This is a genomic window from Brevundimonas sp., assembly GCF_035627475.1.
GTDB lineage: Bacteria > Pseudomonadota > Alphaproteobacteria > Caulobacterales > Caulobacteraceae > Brevundimonas.
Map to the genome: position 1 here is coordinate 1 of NZ_DASPLR010000042.1, position 17772 is coordinate 17772.

The 17772-nt window shown below is 69.2% G+C and carries 23 protein-coding genes and 1 tRNA gene; 20 read left to right on the top strand and 4 right to left on the bottom strand.

Annotated elements, in window-relative coordinates; translation table 11 throughout:
- The 12 genes from VEA62_RS11035 to VEA62_RS11085 form a co-directional block, all read left to right on the top strand.
- On the top strand, window positions 1–280 hold a 280-nt coding region (locus VEA62_RS11035; RefSeq protein ID WP_324821576.1), incomplete at its 5' end, for an aminotransferase class I/II-fold pyridoxal phosphate-dependent enzyme.
- Between the two features lie 19 nt (window positions 281–299).
- A complete protein-coding gene (locus VEA62_RS16195; protein WP_414641892.1) occupies window positions 300–455 on the top strand; it encodes a DUF6898 family protein in 156 nt (51 codons plus the stop codon).
- 65 nt (window positions 456–520) lie between these two features.
- Window positions 521–1804, top strand: coding sequence for a serine hydroxymethyltransferase (gene glyA, locus VEA62_RS11040; protein WP_324821578.1), 1284 nt, complete (start codon window positions 521–523; stop codon window positions 1802–1804).
- Between the two features lie 7 nt (window positions 1805–1811).
- Window positions 1812–2276 (top strand): transcriptional regulator NrdR, encoded by a 465-nt coding sequence (nrdR, locus tag VEA62_RS11045; protein ID WP_324814653.1) that lies wholly within the window; start codon window positions 1812–1814, stop codon window positions 2274–2276.
- 26 nt (window positions 2277–2302) lie between these two features.
- The gene (locus VEA62_RS11050) at window positions 2303–2917 is read left to right on the top strand and encodes a RibD family protein (RefSeq protein ID WP_324821580.1); all 615 of its coding nucleotides are present in this window, start codon (window positions 2303–2305) and stop codon (window positions 2915–2917) included.
- Window positions 2918–3508, top strand: coding sequence for a riboflavin synthase (locus VEA62_RS11055; protein WP_324821582.1), 591 nt, complete (start codon window positions 2918–2920; stop codon window positions 3506–3508).
- On the top strand, window positions 3508–4641 hold the full coding sequence (ribB, locus tag VEA62_RS11060) for a 3,4-dihydroxy-2-butanone-4-phosphate synthase (RefSeq protein ID WP_324821584.1): 1134 nt from the start codon (window positions 3508–3510) through the stop codon (window positions 4639–4641). Before VEA62_RS11055 ends, ribB begins: the two co-directional genes overlap by 1 nt.
- Window positions 4638–5099, top strand: a complete 462-nt coding sequence (ribH, locus tag VEA62_RS11065) for a 6,7-dimethyl-8-ribityllumazine synthase (protein ID WP_324821586.1) — start codon at window positions 4638–4640, stop codon at window positions 5097–5099. The genes ribB and ribH overlap by 4 nt, the downstream gene beginning before the upstream one ends.
- The gene (gene nusB / locus VEA62_RS11070) at window positions 5096–5623 is read left to right on the top strand and encodes a transcription antitermination factor NusB (protein ID WP_324821588.1); all 528 of its coding nucleotides are present in this window, start codon (window positions 5096–5098) and stop codon (window positions 5621–5623) included. The genes ribH and nusB overlap by 4 nt, the downstream gene beginning before the upstream one ends.
- Entirely contained in the window at window positions 5623–6612 is a 990-nt protein-coding gene (thiL, locus tag VEA62_RS11075; protein WP_324821590.1) for a thiamine-phosphate kinase, read from the top strand. The genes nusB and thiL overlap by 1 nt, the downstream gene beginning before the upstream one ends.
- Before the next feature lie 37 nt (window positions 6613–6649).
- Window positions 6650–7072, top strand: coding sequence for a hypothetical protein (locus VEA62_RS11080; RefSeq protein ID WP_324821592.1), 423 nt, complete (start codon window positions 6650–6652; stop codon window positions 7070–7072).
- Between the two features lie 179 nt (window positions 7073–7251).
- Window positions 7252–9405, top strand: coding sequence for a sodium-translocating pyrophosphatase (locus VEA62_RS11085; protein ID WP_324821594.1), 2154 nt, complete (start codon window positions 7252–7254; stop codon window positions 9403–9405).
- A 105-nt stretch (window positions 9406–9510) separates the two neighbouring features.
- Here the strand turns inward: VEA62_RS11085 and VEA62_RS11090 are convergent, their stop codons facing one another.
- Window positions 9511–9987: an outer membrane protein assembly factor BamE gene (locus VEA62_RS11090; RefSeq protein WP_324821596.1), complete on the bottom strand. Its 477-nt coding sequence runs from the start codon at window positions 9985–9987 to the stop codon at window positions 9511–9513.
- Between the two features lie 82 nt (window positions 9988–10069).
- Here VEA62_RS11090 and VEA62_RS11095 point away from each other — a divergent pair, with 82 nt between their 5' ends.
- From VEA62_RS11095 to VEA62_RS11125, 7 genes are all read left to right on the top strand, one after another.
- Complete coding sequence (locus VEA62_RS11095; RefSeq protein WP_324821598.1) at window positions 10070–10603, top strand: ubiquinol-cytochrome C chaperone family protein; 534 nt, start codon at window positions 10070–10072, stop codon at window positions 10601–10603.
- Complete coding sequence (locus VEA62_RS11100; protein ID WP_324821600.1) at window positions 10600–11118, top strand: DUF177 domain-containing protein; 519 nt, start codon at window positions 10600–10602, stop codon at window positions 11116–11118. The genes VEA62_RS11095 and VEA62_RS11100 overlap by 4 nt, the downstream gene beginning before the upstream one ends.
- A gap of 91 nt (window positions 11119–11209) precedes the next feature.
- The gene (plsX, locus tag VEA62_RS11105) at window positions 11210–12283 is read left to right on the top strand and encodes a phosphate acyltransferase PlsX (RefSeq protein WP_324821602.1); all 1074 of its coding nucleotides are present in this window, start codon (window positions 11210–11212) and stop codon (window positions 12281–12283) included.
- A complete protein-coding gene (locus VEA62_RS11110; protein WP_324821604.1) occupies window positions 12280–13257 on the top strand; it encodes a beta-ketoacyl-ACP synthase III in 978 nt (325 codons plus the stop codon). Before plsX ends, VEA62_RS11110 begins: the two co-directional genes overlap by 4 nt.
- Window positions 13258–13332: 75 nt before the next feature.
- Window positions 13333–13641: an integration host factor subunit alpha gene (locus VEA62_RS11115; RefSeq protein WP_298746214.1), complete on the top strand. Its 309-nt coding sequence runs from the start codon at window positions 13333–13335 to the stop codon at window positions 13639–13641.
- Between the two features lie 6 nt (window positions 13642–13647).
- Window positions 13648–14073: a MerR family transcriptional regulator gene (locus VEA62_RS11120; RefSeq protein ID WP_324821605.1), complete on the top strand. Its 426-nt coding sequence runs from the start codon at window positions 13648–13650 to the stop codon at window positions 14071–14073.
- A 55-nt stretch (window positions 14074–14128) separates the two neighbouring features.
- Window positions 14129–14205, top strand: a tRNA-Pro gene (locus VEA62_RS11125).
- Between the two features lie 64 nt (window positions 14206–14269).
- On the opposite strand, the gene VEA62_RS11130 is transcribed toward VEA62_RS11125, so the two are convergent.
- A complete protein-coding gene (locus VEA62_RS11130) occupies window positions 14270–14470 on the bottom strand; it encodes a DUF2842 domain-containing protein (protein ID WP_324821607.1) in 201 nt (66 codons plus the stop codon).
- Between the two features lies 1 nt (window position 14471).
- Window positions 14472–14723 (bottom strand): transglycosylase, encoded by a 252-nt coding sequence (locus VEA62_RS11135; RefSeq protein ID WP_324821609.1) that lies wholly within the window; start codon window positions 14721–14723, stop codon window positions 14472–14474.
- A 136-nt stretch (window positions 14724–14859) separates the two neighbouring features.
- Here VEA62_RS11135 and VEA62_RS11140 point away from each other — a divergent pair, with 136 nt between their 5' ends.
- Window positions 14860–15927 (top strand): COX15/CtaA family protein, encoded by a 1068-nt coding sequence (locus tag VEA62_RS11140; protein WP_324821611.1) that lies wholly within the window; start codon window positions 14860–14862, stop codon window positions 15925–15927.
- Here the strand turns inward: VEA62_RS11140 and VEA62_RS11145 are convergent.
- Window positions 15896–17308: an alkaline phosphatase PhoX gene (locus VEA62_RS11145; protein WP_324821613.1), complete on the bottom strand. Its 1413-nt coding sequence runs from the start codon at window positions 17306–17308 to the stop codon at window positions 15896–15898. The genes VEA62_RS11140 and VEA62_RS11145 overlap by 32 nt on opposite strands.
- Window positions 17309–17772 lie beyond the last annotated feature (464 nt).

Here is a 17772-nt window from a genome sequence, read left to right on the forward strand (position 1 = left end):
CCTCGCCGCCGCCGGCATCCCGGTCATGCCCTCGGTCAGCCACATCGTCCCGGTCTTCGTCGGCGACCCCGTCCACACCAAGATGATCTCGGACATGCTGCTGGAGGACCACGGCGTCTACGTCCAGCCGATCAACTACCCGACCGTGCCCAAGGGCGCCGAGCGGCTGCGCTTCACCCCCTCGCCCAACCACACCGACGCCATGATGGACGACCTGGTGCAGGCCATGGACAGGCTCTGGACCCGCTGCAACGTGGCGCGCCTCCCTGCCGTCGCCTGAGCCCGACATCGGCGAGGTCATCGTCGAACTGACCCGCAACGGGCCGTACCTGAAATGCGCGGCCATCCACGTCGCGACCGGCCTGGAGGTCTCCGCCCTCGGCCCCGCCGCCGAGCCCGAAGGCCTCAAGCGCATCGCCCTGGCCAAGCTCAGACGGGCGCTGGCCGCCCTCTGACCACAAGATGTTGTGGCGAATGCCCGCCGGGCCTAAATGATCTTCACCATACGACGGGGACTCCAGTGACCGCCTTCACCCACGACGCCTATTTCTCGAAGTCTCTCGCCGAAGCCGACCCCGACATCTTCGGCGGCATCCAGGGCGAGCTGCGCCGCCAGCAGGAGCAGATCGAGCTGATCGCGTCCGAGAACATCGTCTCGAAGGCGGTTCTGGAGGCGCAGGGCTCGGTCCTGACCAACAAATACGCCGAGGGCTATCCGGGTCGGCGCTACTACGGCGGCTGCGAATACGTCGACGTCACCGAGAACCTGGCCCGCGAACGCGCCAAACAGCTGTTCGGCTGCGCCTTCGCCAACGTCCAGCCCCATTCGGGCGCCCAGGCCAACCAGGCCGTCTTCCAGGCCCTGCTGACTCCGGGCGATACCTTCCTCGGCATGGACCTGGCCTGCGGCGGCCATCTGACCCACGGCTCGCCGGCCAACCAGTCCGGCAAATGGTTCCGGCCCGTGACCTACAAGGTGCGCGAGGACGACCATCTGATCGACTACGACCACGTGGCGCAGATGGCGGAGCAGGAGAAGCCGAAGCTGATCCTCGCCGGCGCCAGCGCCTACAGCCGCCACGTCGACTTCAGACGCTTCCGCGAGATCGCCGACAGCGTCGGGGCGTATCTGATGGTCGACATGGCCCACTACGCCGGCCTCGTCGCCGGCGGCGTCTATCCCGACCCGCTGCCCCACGCCCATGTGGTCACCACCACGACTCACAAGACCCTGCGCGGCCCGCGCGGCGGCATGGTCCTGTCGAACGACGTCGAACTGGGCAAGAAGATCAACTCCGCCGTCTTCCCCGGCCTGCAGGGCGGCCCGCTGGAGCACGTCATCGCCGCCAAGGCCGTGGCCTTCGGCGAGGCGCTGAAGCCCGAATTCAAGGCCTATGCGCAGCAGGTGGTCGACAACGCCCGCGCCCTGGCCGCTGTCCTCGTCGAGCGCGGCGCCGCCATCGTCTCGGGCGGCACCGACAGCCATCTGATGCTGGTCGACCTCAGGCCCAAGGGCGTCACCGGCAAGGCCACCGAGGCGGCTCTCGAACACGCCCTCATGACCTGCAACAAGAACGGCGTGCCGTTCGACACCGCGCCGTTCACCGTCACCTCCGGCGTCCGTCTGGGCACCCCGGCCGGGACCACGCGCGGCTTCGGCGTGGCCGAGTTCCAGCAGGTCGGCCACTGGATCGCCGACGTCATCGACTCGATGAAGGGCACCGACGAGGCCGACGCCGCCGTGTCGCAGCGCGTGGCCGGCGAGGTGCGCGAGCTGACGCGCCGCTTCCCGATCTACGGATGACCCGCCGATGAAATGCCCCTTCTGCGGAAATCCGGACACCCAGGTGAAGGACAGCCGCCCGTCCGACGACGGCGCCGCCATCCGCCGCCGCCGGTCCTGTCCGCAGTGCAGCGGGCGTTTCACCACCTTCGAGCGCGTCCAGCTGCGCGAGCTGATGATCCTCAAGCGCAACGGCCGCCGCACCCCCTTCGACCGCGACAAGCTGGAGCGGTCGCTGGCCGTGGCGCTGCGAAAGCGCCCGGTCCAGCCCGAGCAGATCGAACAGCTGGTCAGCCGCATCACCCGGCAGCTGGAAAGCCTCGGCGAGACCGAAATCCCGTCCTCGACGGTCGGCGATTTCATCATGAAGGCCCTGAAGGGCGTCGATGAGGTCGCCTACGTCCGCTACGCCTCGGTCTACAAGGATTTCCGCCACACCAACGACTTCGCCAAATTCCTCGGCGACGAGGGTCTGGACGACGAGCGGAGCTGATGCGGCCCTCGTTGAAAAGCGTCAGGGTGACCCTGAAGCTGGCGACCTCCCTCGACGGGCGGATCGCCACGGCGTCCGGCGAAAGCCGCTGGATCACCGGCGAACCGGCCCGGCTGGAGGGCCATCGGCTTCGCGCCGCGCATGACGCCATCCTGGTCGGGGTCGAGACCGTCCTCGCCGACGACCCTGAACTCACTGTCCGTCTGCCCGGCCGCCTGGTCGATCAGCCTCTCCGCGTGGTGCTCGACAGCCGTCTGCGGACGCCGGCGACAGCGAAGGTGGCGCAGGGCGACAGTCTGATCCTGACCGCGGCTGAGCCCCGGGCCATCGGGTCGGCTCGCGTCGAGCGCGTCGACGCCCCGGACGGTCGGCCCGGGCCCGAAGCCGCCCTGCAGGCCATCCGGCGCGCCGGCGCCGCCTCGGTCCTGATCGAAGGCGGCGGTCAGGTCGCGGCCTCGTTTCTCCGCGCTGGCCTCGTCGACCGCATCGAGTGGTTCCGCGCCCCGATCCTGCTCGGCGGAGAAGGGCGGCCCTGTGTCGCCGCGCTGGAGCTGGGTCGTCTCGCTGACGCCCCAAGATTCCGGCGCCTTGCGGTGGAGCCCTGTGGTGACGACCTGTGGGAGCGCTACGAGAGGCTCTGAATGTTCACAGGCATCGTCACAGACATCGGCCGGGTCCGCTCGGTGCGCCAGACGGAGCGTGATCGCCGCTACGAGATCGAGACCGCCTGGGACACCTCCGGCATCGATATCGGCGCCTCGATCAGCCACGCCGGCTGCTGCCTGACGGTGACGGAGAAGGGCCCCGGCTGGTTCGCGGTCGAGGTCTCGGGCGAAACGCTGTCGAGGACCACGCTCGGCGACTGGCGCGAGGGCGACCGGGTCAATCTGGAGCGCGCAGCCAGACTCGGCGACGAACTCGGCGGCCATATCGTCTCGGGCCATGTCGACGGTCTGGGCCGCGTCGTTTCGATCACCCCGGAAGGCGGCTCGCACCGGATCGACATCGAGGCGCCGGCGCCGCTGCACCGCTATATCGCCCCCAAGGGTTCGATCACCGTCGACGGGGTGTCGCTGACGGTCAACGCGGTCGAGGGCCGGACCTTCGGCCTCAACATCATCCCCCACACCTGGGAAGCGACCACCCTCGGCGCCCTGAAACCGGGCGAGGCGGTCAATCTCGAGATCGACATGCTGGCGCGATACCTCGCGCGGTGGCAGGAGACGGCCTGATGCAACTGGCGGCCAACATGAACGACAGCCCGATCAGCCCGATCGAGGACATCCTCGAGGACGCCCGCAACGGCAAGCCCTACATCCTCGTCGACGCCGAGGATCGCGAGAACGAGGGCGACGTCATCATCCCGGCCCAGTTCGCGACGCCGGACCAGATCAATTTCATGGCCCGACACGCCCGCGGCCTGATCTGCCTGGCCATCACCGCCGACCGCGCCCGGCAGCTGCGCCTGCCGCCGATGTCGGCCGAGAATCGCGAGAGCATGGGCACCGCCTTCACCGTCTCCATTGAGGCCAGGGAAGGGGTGACGACCGGGATCTCCGCCGCCGACCGCGCCCGCACGGTGCAGGTCGCGGTCGATCCGAATCGCGGCGCCGACGACGTCGTCTCGCCCGGCCACGTTTTCCCGCTGGTGGCTCGCGACGGCGGCGTGCTGGTCCGCACCGGCCACACCGAGGCCGCGGTCGACATCTCGCGCATGGCCGGTCTGACGCCGGCGGGCGTGATCTGCGAGATCATGAACGAAGACGGCACCATGGCCCGGATGCCCGACCTGGTCGCCTTCGCCCAGCTGCACGGGCTGAAGATCGGCACCATCGCCGACCTGATCGCCTACCGCCGCCGCACCGAGCGGCTGGTCGAGCGGGTGATGGATACGCCGTTCGACAGCATCCACGGCGGACCGTTCCGGCTGATGCTGTACCGGAACGCCATCGAGGGCGTCGAGCACGTGGCCCTGGTCAAGGGCAAGATCGAACCCGGCAAGCCGACGCTGGTGCGGATGCACCAGGTCGATTTCGCCGCCGACCTGCTCGGCCACGTCGAAGCCCGTCAGGACTATGTCCCGCGGTCCCTGAAGGCGATCAGCCAGCACCCCGGGGCCGGCGTTACGGTCTTCCTGCGGGACCCCGAACTGCACGGCCTGGCCGAACGGCTGGCTGGCGTCGAAAAGCCCAGGGCCGCCGACCGGGCGATCCGCAACTACGGCGTCGGGGCCCAGATTCTGCTGGATCTCGGCGTCCGCGACATGATCGTGATGAGTTCGACCCGCCCCAATCCCACCGCGCTGGAAGGTTACGGCCTGCGCATCGTCGGCTGGCGCGACATGGATGGAGAAGACCAATCGTGAGTGATCCCTGGCGCGTCCTCATCGTCGAGGCGCGCTTCTATGACGACCTGGCCGACGCCCTGCTCGACGGGGCGAAGGACGCCCTGCGTGCGCGCGGCGCCGAGTTCGACGTGGTCTCCGTTCCGGGCGCGCTGGAGGTGCCGACCGCCATCGCCATGGCGGAGGAGGCGGGCCGTTTCCCGACCGCGCCGCGCTACGACGGCTATGTGGCGCTCGGCTGCGTGATCCGCGGCGAGACCTACCATTTCGAGATTGTCGCCGATCAGTCGGCGGCGGGCATCCGCAATCTCGGCCTCAAGGGCGTCATCGTCGGCAACGGCATATTGACGACGGAGGACGAGGACCAGGCCTGGGCCCGGGCCCGCATCAGCGAAGGCGACAAGGGCGGCGGCGCGGCGCGCGCCTGTCTCGACCTCATTGCCTTGCGCAAGCGGCTGCGCGTAGGACTGGCGTCGTGACCGAACCCGCCAGCCTCCAGTCCGTGCTCGAGCAACTCGCCGAGGCCGAAAAGCAACGCGCAGAGCCGCAGCTGACCAGCAGGCAGCGCCGCGCCCGCACCGTGGCGCGCCTCGCCGCCGTCCAGGCCCTGTACCAGATGGAACTGGCGGGAGAGGGCGTCGAAACCGTCATCACCGAATTCTCCAACCATCGCTTCGACGCCGACATCGAGGGCGAGCCGCTGGCCGAGGCCGACGAGACCTGGTTCGCCGACATCGTGCGCGGGGTGGTCGGCGGCCAGCGCGAGATCGATGACGCGATCAAGGCGCGGCTGGCCTCGAACTGGCGCCTCGAGCGGCTGGATTCCACGTTGCGCGCCCTGCTTCGCGCCGGCGCCTGGGAACTGCGCGAACGGCAGGACGTGCCGCGAGAGATCGTGATCGACGAATACGTCGAACTGGCCAAGGCCTTCTTCGACGACGCCGAGGCCCGCTTCGTCAACGCCGCGCTGGACGGGGTGGCCCGGGACGCCCGCGGATCCTGATGGCCGCCGTCGATGTCGCCGGCGAGTTCGAGACCATCCGGCGACTGTTCGCGCCTCTCGCTCACCCGGAATGGGGCCGTGGCCTGAAGGACGATGTCGCCGTCGTCCCCTCGAAAGCGGGCCACGACCTGGTCCTGACCAAGGACGCCATCGTCGAGGGCGTCCACTTCCTGCCGACCGATCCTCTCGACACAGTGGCGAAGAAGCTGCTGCGGGTGAACCTGTCGGATCTGGCGGCCAAGGGGGCGGAACCGTTCGGCTATCTGCTGGCCTGCCACTGGTCCGGACGCTGCGGATGGCCCGAGCGGATGACCTTCGTGGACGGATTGCGGGTCGACCAGAAGGCGTTTGGCGTGGCCTTGCTCGGCGGCGACACCGTGGTCACGCCGGGGCCGGCGAGCTTTTCGATGACCCTGCTCGGCTGGACGCCGAAGGGACGCACCGTCGGCCGGGCAGGCGCGCGGGTCGGGGACCTGGTCTTCGTCACCGGCTCGATCGGCGACGGCTGGCTGGGGCTGCAGGCGGCGCAGCAGAAGCTCTCGCTCGAGCCCGACCGCGTGGCCGCCCTGATCGAGCAGTACAGGACGCCGACTCCAAGGGTCGAGTTCGCAGGGCCGATCCGCGACTTCGCCAGCGCCTCGATCGACGTCTCTGACGGCCTCGTGGCTGATCTCGGCCACATCGCAGACGCCAGCGGCGTCCGGATCGAAATCGATCTGGAGGTCACCCCCCGCTCGGCCGCGGGCCAGGCCTGGTTCGACGGTCGCGTCGACGAGCAGGCGGCGCTTGAAAAGCTGGCCACCGGCGGCGACGACTACGAGATCGCCTTCACCGCCCGCGCCGCCGACGAGGCCGCGCTGCGGCGGGAGGCGGAACGGCGCCGCCTGCGGCTGACCCGCCTCGGCCGTGTCGCGGCGGGGCAGGGGGTCATCGCCCGGTTCGGGGGCCAACCCATCGCGATCGACCGTCCGGGCTTCACCCACGGCTGACAACGAAATCTCAAGGCGTGTGCGCCACCATCGGCAGATGCGCCGCCGTGACCTGATCGCCGCTTCCGTCGCCCTGCCGGTTCTCGCCGGCGGCGCGGCGGCGCATGCCGGGGACCGGCCCGCCGCCGGCGCGAGCCTGGGCATCGCCGGAGTCGGTCTGCCGATCATCGCGGGCGGCAGGATCCGCAACTACGTCTTCGTCTCGCTGCGCCTGCACCTCGGCGGCGCGGCGACGCCGGAATCGATGCGGCCGAAAGAGGCCTATCTGCGCGACGCCCTGGTGCGCGCCGGCCACCGGACGCCCTTCACGGTCGCGGACGACTGGACGCGGATCGACGCCGCCGCCCTGTCCGCGAGCCTGATGCGCGCGGCCGTCCCCATCGCCGGCCGCGGGGCGGTGACCCGGGTCGAGGTCATCAGCCAGGCGCCCAGACGGCGGACCGGCGTAGGCGGAGCGTGAGCCGCCTTCACTAACCCTGTTGCGTCGTCCCGGCGCATTTGGCACGTTTCCGCCGCATTTCCCCAGGGACGCAGACTCGCGTCCGGTGCGCACGGGGGGACCGGAAGGCGGACAGAGGCGAAAACGCCCGCCGCGCCAAGGGTCCGGGCGCCTCTAGAAACACAGGGTTTGGAAACGCCATGAGTAACTATCTGTGGCTGGTCATCGCCGCAGGCGCGCTGGGGGTCCTTTACGGACTGGTCCAGACCGCCTCGCTGATGAAGGCTTCGACCGGCACCGACAAGATGCGCGAGATCGCCGCCGCGATCCAGGAAGGCGCCTCGGCCTATCTGCGGCGGCAGTACACGACCATCGGCATGGTCGGCGTCGTCATCCTGATCGCCGCTTCTTTCCTGATCGGCCCGTGGGCCGCCATCGGCTTCGTGATCGGCGCGGTCCTGTCGGGTCTCGCCGGCTTTGCGGGCATGCTGATCTCGGTTCGGGCCAACGTCCGCACCGCCCAGGCCGCCTCCGAAAGCCTGTCGAAAGGCCTCGACCTGGCGTTCCGCTCCGGCGCCATCACCGGCATGTTCGTGGCCGGCGGCGCCCTGCTGGGCGTGGCGGGCTACTACGCCTTCCTGACCATGGGCGCCGGCTTCGAAAGCACCAGCCGTGAGGTCATCGACGGCCTGGTGGCGCTTGGCTTCGGCGCCTCGCTGATCTCCATCTTCGCCCGTCTGGGCGGTGGCATCTTCACCAAGGGCGCCGACGTGGGCGGCGACATGGTCGGCAAGGTGGAGGCCGGCATCCCCGAGGATGATCCCCGCAACGCCGCGACGATCGCCGACAATGTGGGCGATAACGTCGGCGACTGCGCCGGCATGGCCGCCGACCTGTTCGAGACCTATGCGGTGACCACGGTCGCCACCATGGTTCTTGCCGCGATCTTCTTCCGCGACCTGCCTTACGTCGAAACCATGATGCTGTTGCCGCTGGCGATCTGCGGCGTCTGCATCGTCACCTCGATCATCGGCAGCTTCTTCGTCCGCCTCGGCAAGAAGCAGAACATCATGGGGGCCCTCTATCAGGGCCTGATCGTCACCGGTGTCCTGTCCGTCGGCGCGCTGTATTTCGTGATCGCCCAGCTACTGCCCGACAACGCCGTCGTCACCCCCGTCGGCGGAGACCCGATCACGGCCATGAACCTGTTCTGGTCCGGCCTCGTCGGCCTGGCCGTCACGGCGGCCATCGTGGTGATCACCGAATACTACACCGGCTCCAATTTCCGCCCGGTGCGCTCGGTCGCCAACGCCTCGGTCTCGGGTCACGGCACCAACGTCATCCAGGGTCTGGCCGTCTCGCTCGAGTCGACCGCCCTGCCGGCCCTGACCATCATCGTCGGCATCATCGCCAGCTATCAGCTGGCGGGCCTGTTCGGCATCGCCATCGCCACCACCACCATGCTCGGCGTCGCCGGCATGATCGTGGCGCTGGACGCCTTCGGGCCGGTGACCGACAACGCCGGCGGCATCGCCGAAATGGCCGGGCTTCCTTCGGAAGTGCGCCATTCGACCGACGCCCTCGACGCGGTGGGCAACACCACCAAGGCCGTGACCAAAGGCTACGCCATCGGTTCGGCCGGCCTCGGCGCCCTGGTGCTGTTCGCGGCCTATACGTCCGACCTGCAGTATTTCTCGGCCAACCCCGAGGCCTATCCGTTCTTCGCCAACATGGGCCCGATCGCCTTCGATCTGACCAACCCCTATGTCGTCGTCGGACTGCTGTTCGGCGGCCTGCTGCCCTTCCTGTTCGGCGGCATGTCGATGATGGCCGTGGGCCGTGCGGCCGAATCGGTCGTGGCCGAGGTCCGTCGCCAGTTCCGCGAGAATCCGGGCATCATGACCTATGAGGTCAAGCCCGAGTACGGCCGGGCGGTCGACATCCTGACCCGGGCGGCGATCCGCGAAATGATCGTGCCGTCGCTTCTGCCGGTACTGTCGCCCATCGTCCTGTTCGTGGCCATCCTGTTCCTGTCGGACAAGGCGGATGCGTTCGCCTCCCTCGGCGCCATGCTGATGGGCGTCATCGTGACCGGCCTGTTCGTGGCCATCTCGATGACCTCTGGCGGCGGCGCATGGGACAATGCCAAGAAGGTGATCGAGGAAGGCTTCACCGACACCAACGGCGTCGTCCACGGCAAGGGCTCCGAGGCTCACAAGGCCGCGGTGACCGGCGATACGGTCGGGGATCCCTACAAGGATACCTCGGGCCCCGCGGTGAACCCGATGATCAAGATCACCAACATCGTCGCCCTGCTTCTTCTGGCGGTGCTGGCGAGCGGCAACATCGGCTGATCCATTGCTTCCCGCCGCATCCTCCGGGACGCGGCGGACTGCAACGAGAGACGCCCCGGAGAGCGATCTCCGGGGCGTTGTCGTGTCTGGCGATGCGGGCCCGGTCTAGTCCGGCCGACGCTGGCCCGGCTGGTCCTCGTCGGTGCGGGGCAGCTGGCCGCGGCCGACGTTGCCCAGCAGTTGCTCGATAATGGTCAGCTGACGACCGCGTGTCGGGGTCTCGCGGCCATTCATGGCGATCTGCTGGCCGTCATCCAGGCCGAGCGTGCGGACCTCAGCGACCTGGCCGGCGTCGTTGAAGGTGATCTCCGTCACCGTCCGCTGGGTCACCTGGGGCCGGTTGTAGGTGTATTTCTCGGTGACCTGGCTGATGTAGTACCAGATGTTGTCCCGCTCGAAGGTCGAGGTCGTCGAGGGTGTGCCCAGCTTGGTCAGCACGGTCTGCTTGGTGTCCGTGCCGGCCACGATGTCCGCCGGCTTGGCGTCGATGGCCTGGAAACCGTTCTGGCCCACGACCGGAGCGCAGGCCGCGGTCAGGGCGGCGGCCGAAAGGGCGGCGAAAAGGAGCTTGGTACGGAGCATTGACGGCGCCTGCGAGAGAACAAGGTCTTTGACCTAACCGGACCCGAGCCTTAGTTCAACGGCGCGGCGGAAAAGGGGCCGCATGATCATGCTTCAGAATCTGTTCCGAAACCGCCCCCGCGAGCGCCTGGGCGAGCCGCTGTATGAACTGGCGGTGCGGCAGGCGCGCGAGCCGGCGTTCTACACGACGCTTGGCGTCGCCGACCGGATCGACGCGCGGTTCGAGCTCTACACCCTGCATGTGCTGCTGCTGGTCATGCGTTTGCGTGACGAGGGGGAGCGGGGAGCCGAAGCGGCCCAGGCCTTGTTCGACGCCTATGTCTCGGCCCTGGACCACGCCCTGCGCGAATTGGGTGTCGGCGACATCACGGTCGGCAAAAAGATGCGCAAGCTGGGCGAGGCCATGTACGGCCGCATGACGGCCTATGAACCGCCGCTGCGCGGGGGGGACAAGGCTGCACTGGCCGCGGGTCTGTCCCGCAACGTTTTCGAGAGCGACGATCCCGACACCGGCCAGGCCCTGGCGGCCTATGCGCTGGACAGCCGGGCCCGACTGGCCGCCCAGGACTTCGCGGCCGTGACAACACAGCCCGAGTGGGCGGAGATCAAGGCATGAGCGACCCGGACCTTCCCTACAGCCAGCCCGTCCGGCTGCATCAGGTCGGCAGCGGGGTGACCCGAAGGCTGGAGCCCGATGCAGCGGCGCGGGCGCGGATCGCCAAGGCCCTCGACCTTGCGTCTCTCGACGCCTTTTCAGCGGAGATGACACTGGCGCCGGCGCCCGGGGGCTGGCGGTTGTCCGGCCGGGTAAAGGCCAGCCTCGCCCAGACCTGCGGCATCACCCTGGAGCCGCTTCCGGTCGAGGTCGACGCGTCGTTCGCGATCCCGCTGGCGGAGGCGGAGTCGGCGGACGGGGACTCCGACGAGATCGTCATCACCCTGGACGACGAATCGCCCGACCCGATCGAGGGCGGCCAGGTCGACCTGGGGCAGTATGCGGTCGAGCAGCTGGCGTTGCAGCTGGATCCCTTTCCCCGCAAGCCCGGCGCCGAGTTCGTGCAACCGCCCGAGCCAACGGAAATCTCGCCCTTCGCCGTGCTGAAGCAACTGAGGTCAACCGACGAAGGTTGACGCAACGGCGGCGCGGTTGCATCCCCCCGGTGCGGCGCTATCGTCGCGCCTGACAAGCGCCGGGCTGACGGCGCGACGGAGTCGAAACGGCTTGTCATCCCCAGTTCTGATTTCGCTCGACGCCATGGGCGGGGACCACGGCCCCCCCGTCGTGGTGGCGGGGGTGCGCGACTATCGCAAGCGCCACGGCGGCGAGGGCGTGCGCTTCCTGCTGCACGGGGAGGAAGGCGCGATCCGCAGCGAAATGGCGAAGTGCGCCCTTGCCGAGGATGTCTGCGAGGTGCGCCACACCGACAAGGTCGTGGCCATGGACGAGAAGCCGGCGCAGGCGATGCGACGGGGCAAGGGCTCCAGCCTGTGGAACGCCATCGAGGCGGTCAAGACTGGCGAGGCCGGCGCCGTGGTGTCGGCCGGCAACACCGGCGCCCTGATGGCCATCTCCAAGCTGATCCTGCGCATGTCGGCCCACGGCCTGGAGCGGCCCGCCATCGTCGCCAGCTGGCCGACGCTGAAAGGCATCACGGCGGTGCTGGATGTCGGGGCCAATATCGAGAGCGACGCCGAACAGCTGGTCGAGTTCGCCATCATGGGCGAGGCCTTTCACGCGGCGGTCCACGGCGGAGGCCGCGCAACGATCGGTCTGCTGAACGTCGGCTCCGAGGACATGAAGGGGCATGAAGAGGTTCGCGAGGCCGCCCGCATCCTGCGCGAGGGTGGACTCGGGCTCGACTACAAGGGCTTCGTCGAGGGCGACGACATCGCCAGGGGCACGGTCGACGTGGTCGTCACCGACGGGTTCACCGGCAATATCGCCCTCAAGACCGCGGAGGGCGTGGCCCGGTTCATCTCGGCCCTGATGAGGGAGGCCCTGACCTCCAGCGTGCCGGCCAGGGCGGGGGCGCTGCTGGCGCTGCCGGCCCTGCGGCGGATGCGCCAGAAGATCGACCCCAGCGCCGTCAACGGCGGCCCGCTGCTGGGCCTGAACGGCATAGTGGTGAAGAGCCACGGGGGCGCGGACGCCAAGGGTTATGGAAATGCGATCCGCATCGCTGTCGATCTGGCCCGGAGCGACTATCTGCATAAGGTCAGCGAGAGCCTGAACCGGCTGACCGTCGTGCTCGAACAACCGGCCGCGGAGACCGCGGCCATGGAGACTCCCCAGTGAGCGTCATTCGCAGCGCCGTGACCGGCGTCGGCTCCTTTCTGCCGGAACAGGTCGTCACCAACGCCGACCTGGCGAAGATCGTCGACACCTCGGACGAGTGGATCGTCGAGCGCACCGGCATTCGCCAGCGGCACAAGGCGCGTGACGACCAGCCGACCAGTGATCTGGCGGTCGAGGCGGCCAGGCGGGCGCTGTCCGACGCCGGCCGCACCCCGCAGGACGTCGATCTGATCGTCGTCGCGACCACGACGCCGGACATGACCTTCCCGTCGGTCGCGTCCATCGTCCAGCGCAAGTTGGGCGTGCCGACGTGCATCGCCTTCGACGTGCAGGCGGTCTGCTCCGGCTTCGTCTATGCGCTGAGCGTCGCCGACGGCTTCGTGGCGCGGGGCAACGCCAGATGCGCCCTGGTCATCGGGGCGGAGGAGATGACCCGGCTGATGGACTGGACGGACCGGTCGACCTGCGTGCTGTTCGGCGACGGGGCCGGCGCCGTGGTGGTCGAGTCGCGCGAGGGGCAGGGGACCAAGGCCGACCGCGGCCTGCTCGGCTTCGCGCTGCGCTGCGATGGCTCCAAGACCGATCTGCTGTACGTCGACGGCGGGCCGGCCACGACGGGATCGGTCGGGCACCTGCGGATGGCCGGCAACCAGGTCTTCCGCCACGCCGTCGTCAACATCGCCGAGGCCATTACGGCCTGTTGCCAGACGTCGGGGATCGAGATCGCCGATGTCGACTGGTTCGTGCCGCACCAGGCCAACCAGCGGATCATCAAGGGCGTCGGCGACCGGCTGGGCCTCGACGAGGACAAGGTCATCTCGACCGTGGCGATGCACGCCAACACCTCGGCCGCCTCGATCCCGCTTGCGCTGGACGCGGCCATCCAGGACGGCCGGATCAAGCGCGGCGACCTTGTTCTGGCCGAAGCTATGGGCGGCGGTCTGACGTGGGGCGCCTGCGCCTTTCGCCTGTAGGGCGCAATTCGCCTTTCCATTTGAAGGCGCTTGCTCTTTTATGGGCGCGACGGACTTTTCCAGGGGAGCGGACCATTGGCTCAGCACCAGACCTTGACCCGGGCGGACCTGTGCGAGGCCGTCCACGAGGAGGTTGGCCTGTCGCGTCAGGAGTGCTCGGCCCTGGTCGAGCGGACCCTGGAACTGATCATCGAGTCGCTGGAGCGTGGGGAAACGGTGAAGCTGTCCGGCTTCGGCGTCTTCCAGGTGCGGGACAAGCGGGCCCGGATGGGCCGCAATCCCAAGACCGGCGAACCGGCGGCGATCCATCCGCGCCGGGTGATCAGCTTCCGGGCCTCGCAGATCATGAAGGGCCGGGTTCACGACGCCGTCGTGAGCGCCTGATCCGTCGTGGCCAAGAGCCCGAACGCCTTCCGCACCATCTCCGAAGCCGCTGACGAGGTCGGGGCGCCGCAGCACGTGCTGCGCTTCTGGGAGACCAAATTCGCTTTCATCACCCCGCTGAAGCGGGCCGGCGGGCGGCGTTTCTACCGGCCGCAGGACGTGGTGCTGCTGAAGGCGGTCAAGCGGCTGCTGCATGAGGACGGGCTGACCATCAAGGGCGTGCAGCGCCTGCATCGCGAGCAGGGGTTGAAGCGGCTGGCGGCCTGGGGCGACCCTGAGGGCGCCGTCGTGTTCGAGCCCGAGGGCGGCGCCGCGACGCCACCGGCTGCGGCGGCTCCGGCGGGCGGTTCGTCGGTCCGGCTGCGCCAGGTCCTGGCCGAGCTGGAGGGCGCGCGGGCGCGGCTTGAGGCCGTTCTTTCGAGAACCGCCTGAGGTCTCGTTTTTGGGTTTGCGGGTCGACGGCGCCCCGTCTATAGGGAGCGCCTCTCGGAGCGTGGCGCAGCCTGGTAGCGCACTTGACTGGGGGTCAAGGGGTCGCAGGTTCGAATCCTGTCGCTCCGACCATCTTCCGCAATGAAGACGGTTGGCTGGAGGGGTCGCTTTCGGGCGGCCCCTCTGCAATTCCGGCTCAATCCCGGGGGCGTTCGGCCCATTTGAACAGCGGGTAGAGGGGCACGCCCCAGCCGATGCCGGCGACGGCGAAGACCACGAGGTCGATGACCGGCCCCGGCGGCAGGAGGCCGCGCAGGGCGATGGCGCCCCAGATCCAGAACACCAGGAAGGCCAGCACGCCGAGCATGGCGATGAAGCGGCGGGTGCGGGGCCCCATGTCAGCGCTTGCTGCGGAACAGGAAGAAGGTCGCCAGGGCGAGGGCCGAGGCGGCAAGCGACCAGCCGACCCAGGTGAAGCCGTCCGTGGTCGAGACGGCGAAGACCCGCACCGCCAGGAACCAGCCCGCGATGGCGGCCACGCCCGAGACGAGGGAGGTGGCGAACAGGCCGCGGCGGCCGGTCAGGGCGTCGGCCGCCCAGGCCAGGGCGAAGGCGCCCAGAATGGCGATGACGATGTCGGCGTATTGCACCCGGCTTCTCCTGACCTGCGACGCTCAGGCGTCCAAAAGCGACTCGATCTCGCCGTCGTGGGCGGGCATACCGCTCAGTCGGGCGTCGGACCAGCGGCGCGCCGCATATTGTAACGGTCGGGACGGCGGGCGTCGAATGAAGCGTTTCATCGGGGGCGATCAGAGCAGGGCCGTGGCCGTCTGGCTGTTCGCGACGGCGGCGCTGGTGTTCGCGATGGTGGTGGTCGGGGGAGTCACCCGGCTGACCGGTTCGGGACTGTCGATCACCGAGTGGAAGCCGATCATGGGCACCCTGCCGCCGATGACCGCCGCCGACTGGGCCGAGGCGTTCGAGAAATACCGGGCCATCCCGCAGTACGAGCAGGTCAACGCCGGCATGACGCTGGGCGAGTTCAAGGGCATCTTCTGGTGGGAGTGGTCGCACCGCTTCCTGGGCCGGCTGATCGGAGCGGTGTTCGCCGTGCCGTTCATCGTCTTCCTGGTGCTGCGCAGGATTCCGCGGCGTCTGATCGGGCGCTGCGCCGTTCTGCTGGCGCTGGGCGGGCTGCAGGGGCTGATCGGCTGGTGGATGGTGTCGAGCGGGCTGAGCGAGCGGGTGGATGTGGCGCCCGAGCGGCTGGCGGTCCACCTCGGCCTCGCCCTGCTGATCTTCGGCGGGCTGATCTGGACCGGGCTGGAGGCCTGGAACGGCGAGGAGCATTCGCGCCATCCGGTCGGCTGGAGCCGGGGGGCGGCGGTGCTGCTGGCGGCCATCTTCGTGCAGTGCCTGCTGGGCGGGCTGGTGGCCGGGGCCAAGGCCGGCTTAGTCTATACGGACTGGCCGCTGATGAACGGCGAGCTGCTGGCGCCGGTGGCGTGGGGCAAGGGGGCGCTGGCCTTCCTGCACGACCAGGCCCTGGTGCAGTTCAATCACCGGCTGACGGCCTATGGCCTGCTGATCGGCGGGACGATCTATGCGGTGCAGGCATGGCGGTGGCGGCTGGCGGAGGGGCTGGGCGCGTCCGCGTTCGTGCTGGCCCTGTGCCTGTGGCTGCAGGCGGCGCTGGGGGTGGCGACGCTGATGAACGCCGTGCCGCTGTGGCTGGGCGCCCTGCACCAGGCGGGGGCGGCGCTGGTGCTGGCGGCCGCGACGGTGAACCTGTGGCTGGTCCGCCGGTCGCAGCCGCGGCTGTTCATGTCCGGACCGAGGTCCACGGTCCTCTGATCGCGAAGGTCACGCCCGGATACATGATGTTGACGAACAGGACCTGGCCATCGGGCGAGAAGACCGCGCCGGCGAATTCGGAGTTGCCGGCGAAGACGTTGCGCCCGATCGTGTAGAGCTTGCCGTCCGGGGTGACGCCCTTGAGGTGGTTGCGGATATCGTCCGAATAGTTGTCCTCGCAGACGATCAGATGGCCCCAGGGCGCGATGGTGATGTTGTCGCCCATGTTGAGGGTCTTCTCGTCGGCGCTTTCGACGAACAGCTGGATGCGGCCCGGACGGCGCGCCTCGCCGCGGCGGCCCTCGTCGCGCGAGGGGACGTAGCGGAGGATCTGGCCCCGGCGCAGGGGGCCGCCGGAGGTGGCGGTCATGTAGAGTTCGCCGTCGCCCCAGAAGATTCCCTCGCCGCGGGCGACCAGGGCCGCGCCGGCGGCGTGGCCGCGCATCCGCAGGTCGGCGTCGGGAGCCTCGACGTCCTCGAGATCGATCCAGACCACCTCGCGCCAGTCGCCGACGGCCCATTCGCGGGCCTCCTGATTGGTCGAATTCGCGCCGGGCCTGCCCTTGAAGGCCATGGCCTGGAGACGGCCGCCCTCGGCCAGCCTGCCGGGCGTGGTCGGGATGAAGCGGTAGAACAGGCCGTCGTTCTTGTCCTCGGTCAGGTAGACGATGCCGGTGCGGGGGTCGACGCAGACCGCCTCGTGCTCGAACCGGCCCATGGCCTTGAGCGGGACGGGCTCGACGAGACCGGTGGCGTTGGCCGGAACCTCGAAGACGAAGCCGTGGGGTTTGGTGACGTCGGCGCCGGCCGCGGTCTCCTCGGTCTCCTCGCAGGTCAGCCAGCTGCCCCAGGGCGTGCGGCCGCCGCAGCAGTTGGTCGAGGTGCCGGCCAGCGAGAGGTGCTGACTGATCGTGCGGCGGCTCTCGAGATCGTAGACGAGGGTGGTGGTTCCGCCGGGGAGGGCGCGGCCGTCCTTGTAGGTGTCATAACCCTTCGACGGATCGAGCAGGCCGATGCGCTCCTGGTGGAAGCCGCCGGGGCCGAGGTTGCGGTGCAGGCCGGAGGAGCCCTTGAGCTCGTGGTTGCGGACCAGGGCGACCTTGCCGCCGCCGAGGTCGAAACAGCCCATGCCGTCGGGCTGGCCGGGGACGAACAGGCCGTCGTCCATGGTGTCGCCGCTCTGGGAGATGACCTGGTAGGTGAAGCCCCCGGGCAGGTCGAGCAGCCGATTGGGATCGCGGACCAGCGGGCCGTAGCCGTGCACCTCGTTGACGTAGGTCTCGCCGGCGCCGGCGGTCTGGGCCTGGACGCTGCGGGCGAGGCCGGAGAAGGCGAGGGCGGCGGCGGAGCCGGTGAGAAGGTCGCGACGCTGCAGGCGCATGGGAATCTCCGTGGGGCAGGGGACTTATGGCCGGACGGGCGGCGGCGGTCATCATGGTTCTGTGACGGGAGGCGCGTCCCGGATCGGCCGCGCCGGCGGACGACGGGGCGTGGCTGATCGGCCTCCGCCGGCGGACCGGCGCAGGGTGGGGAGGGTGCGGGACAGCCGGGCCTCGCCCGGATGTGTTTCTGGTTTTACCGTTTCGACGAGGTGACTGCCCCGCGCGGTCGTTTTCCACACGCCCTCCGACTGGCGGCCCTGCATTCGGGCCTTTGACGGATCGCCCCGGACGCCTTGCGACGAACCGGGGCGGGACGGACATACCCCCGCCATCGCGAGGCCATCTGACCGCACCCAAGGCGCACGGCGAGCAAGCGGAGGCCATCCATCGACCTCCTCGAGGACCCCCGGACTCTCCATCGTCCGGGCTTCATCGCTCGACCACAGCCCGCCGTCGTCGAGGA

What these genes read in the sequence shown, in the direction of transcription:
- VEA62_RS11085 (WP_324821594.1), top strand. Translation starts at nt 7,252, where the DNA reads ATGAGTAACTATCTGTGGCTGGTCATCGCCGCAGGCGCGCTGGGGGTC.
- VEA62_RS11140 (WP_324821611.1), top strand. Translation starts at nt 14,860, where the DNA reads ATGAAGCGTTTCATCGGGGGCGATCAGAGCAGGGCCGTGGCCGTCTGG.
- VEA62_RS11100 (WP_324821600.1), top strand. Translation starts at nt 10,600, where the DNA reads ATGAGCGACCCGGACCTTCCCTACAGCCAGCCCGTCCGGCTGCATCAG.
- VEA62_RS11130 (WP_324821607.1), bottom strand. Translation starts at nt 14,470, where the DNA reads ATGGGGCCCCGCACCCGCCGCTTCATCGCCATGCTCGGCGTGCTGGCC.
- ribB (WP_324821584.1), top strand. Translation starts at nt 3,508, where the DNA reads ATGCAACTGGCGGCCAACATGAACGACAGCCCGATCAGCCCGATCGAG.
- VEA62_RS11055 (WP_324821582.1), top strand. Translation starts at nt 2,918, where the DNA reads ATGTTCACAGGCATCGTCACAGACATCGGCCGGGTCCGCTCGGTGCGC.
- thiL (WP_324821590.1), top strand. Translation starts at nt 5,623, where the DNA reads ATGGCCGCCGTCGATGTCGCCGGCGAGTTCGAGACCATCCGGCGACTG.
- VEA62_RS11080 (WP_324821592.1), top strand. Translation starts at nt 6,650, where the DNA reads ATGCGCCGCCGTGACCTGATCGCCGCTTCCGTCGCCCTGCCGGTTCTC.
- nrdR (WP_324814653.1), top strand. Translation starts at nt 1,812, where the DNA reads ATGAAATGCCCCTTCTGCGGAAATCCGGACACCCAGGTGAAGGACAGC.
- VEA62_RS11095 (WP_324821598.1), top strand. Translation starts at nt 10,070, where the DNA reads ATGATCATGCTTCAGAATCTGTTCCGAAACCGCCCCCGCGAGCGCCTG.
- VEA62_RS11145 (WP_324821613.1), bottom strand. Translation starts at nt 17,308, where the DNA reads ATGCGCCTGCAGCGTCGCGACCTTCTCACCGGCTCCGCCGCCGCCCTC.
- VEA62_RS11090 (WP_324821596.1), bottom strand. Translation starts at nt 9,987, where the DNA reads ATGCTCCGTACCAAGCTCCTTTTCGCCGCCCTTTCGGCCGCCGCCCTG.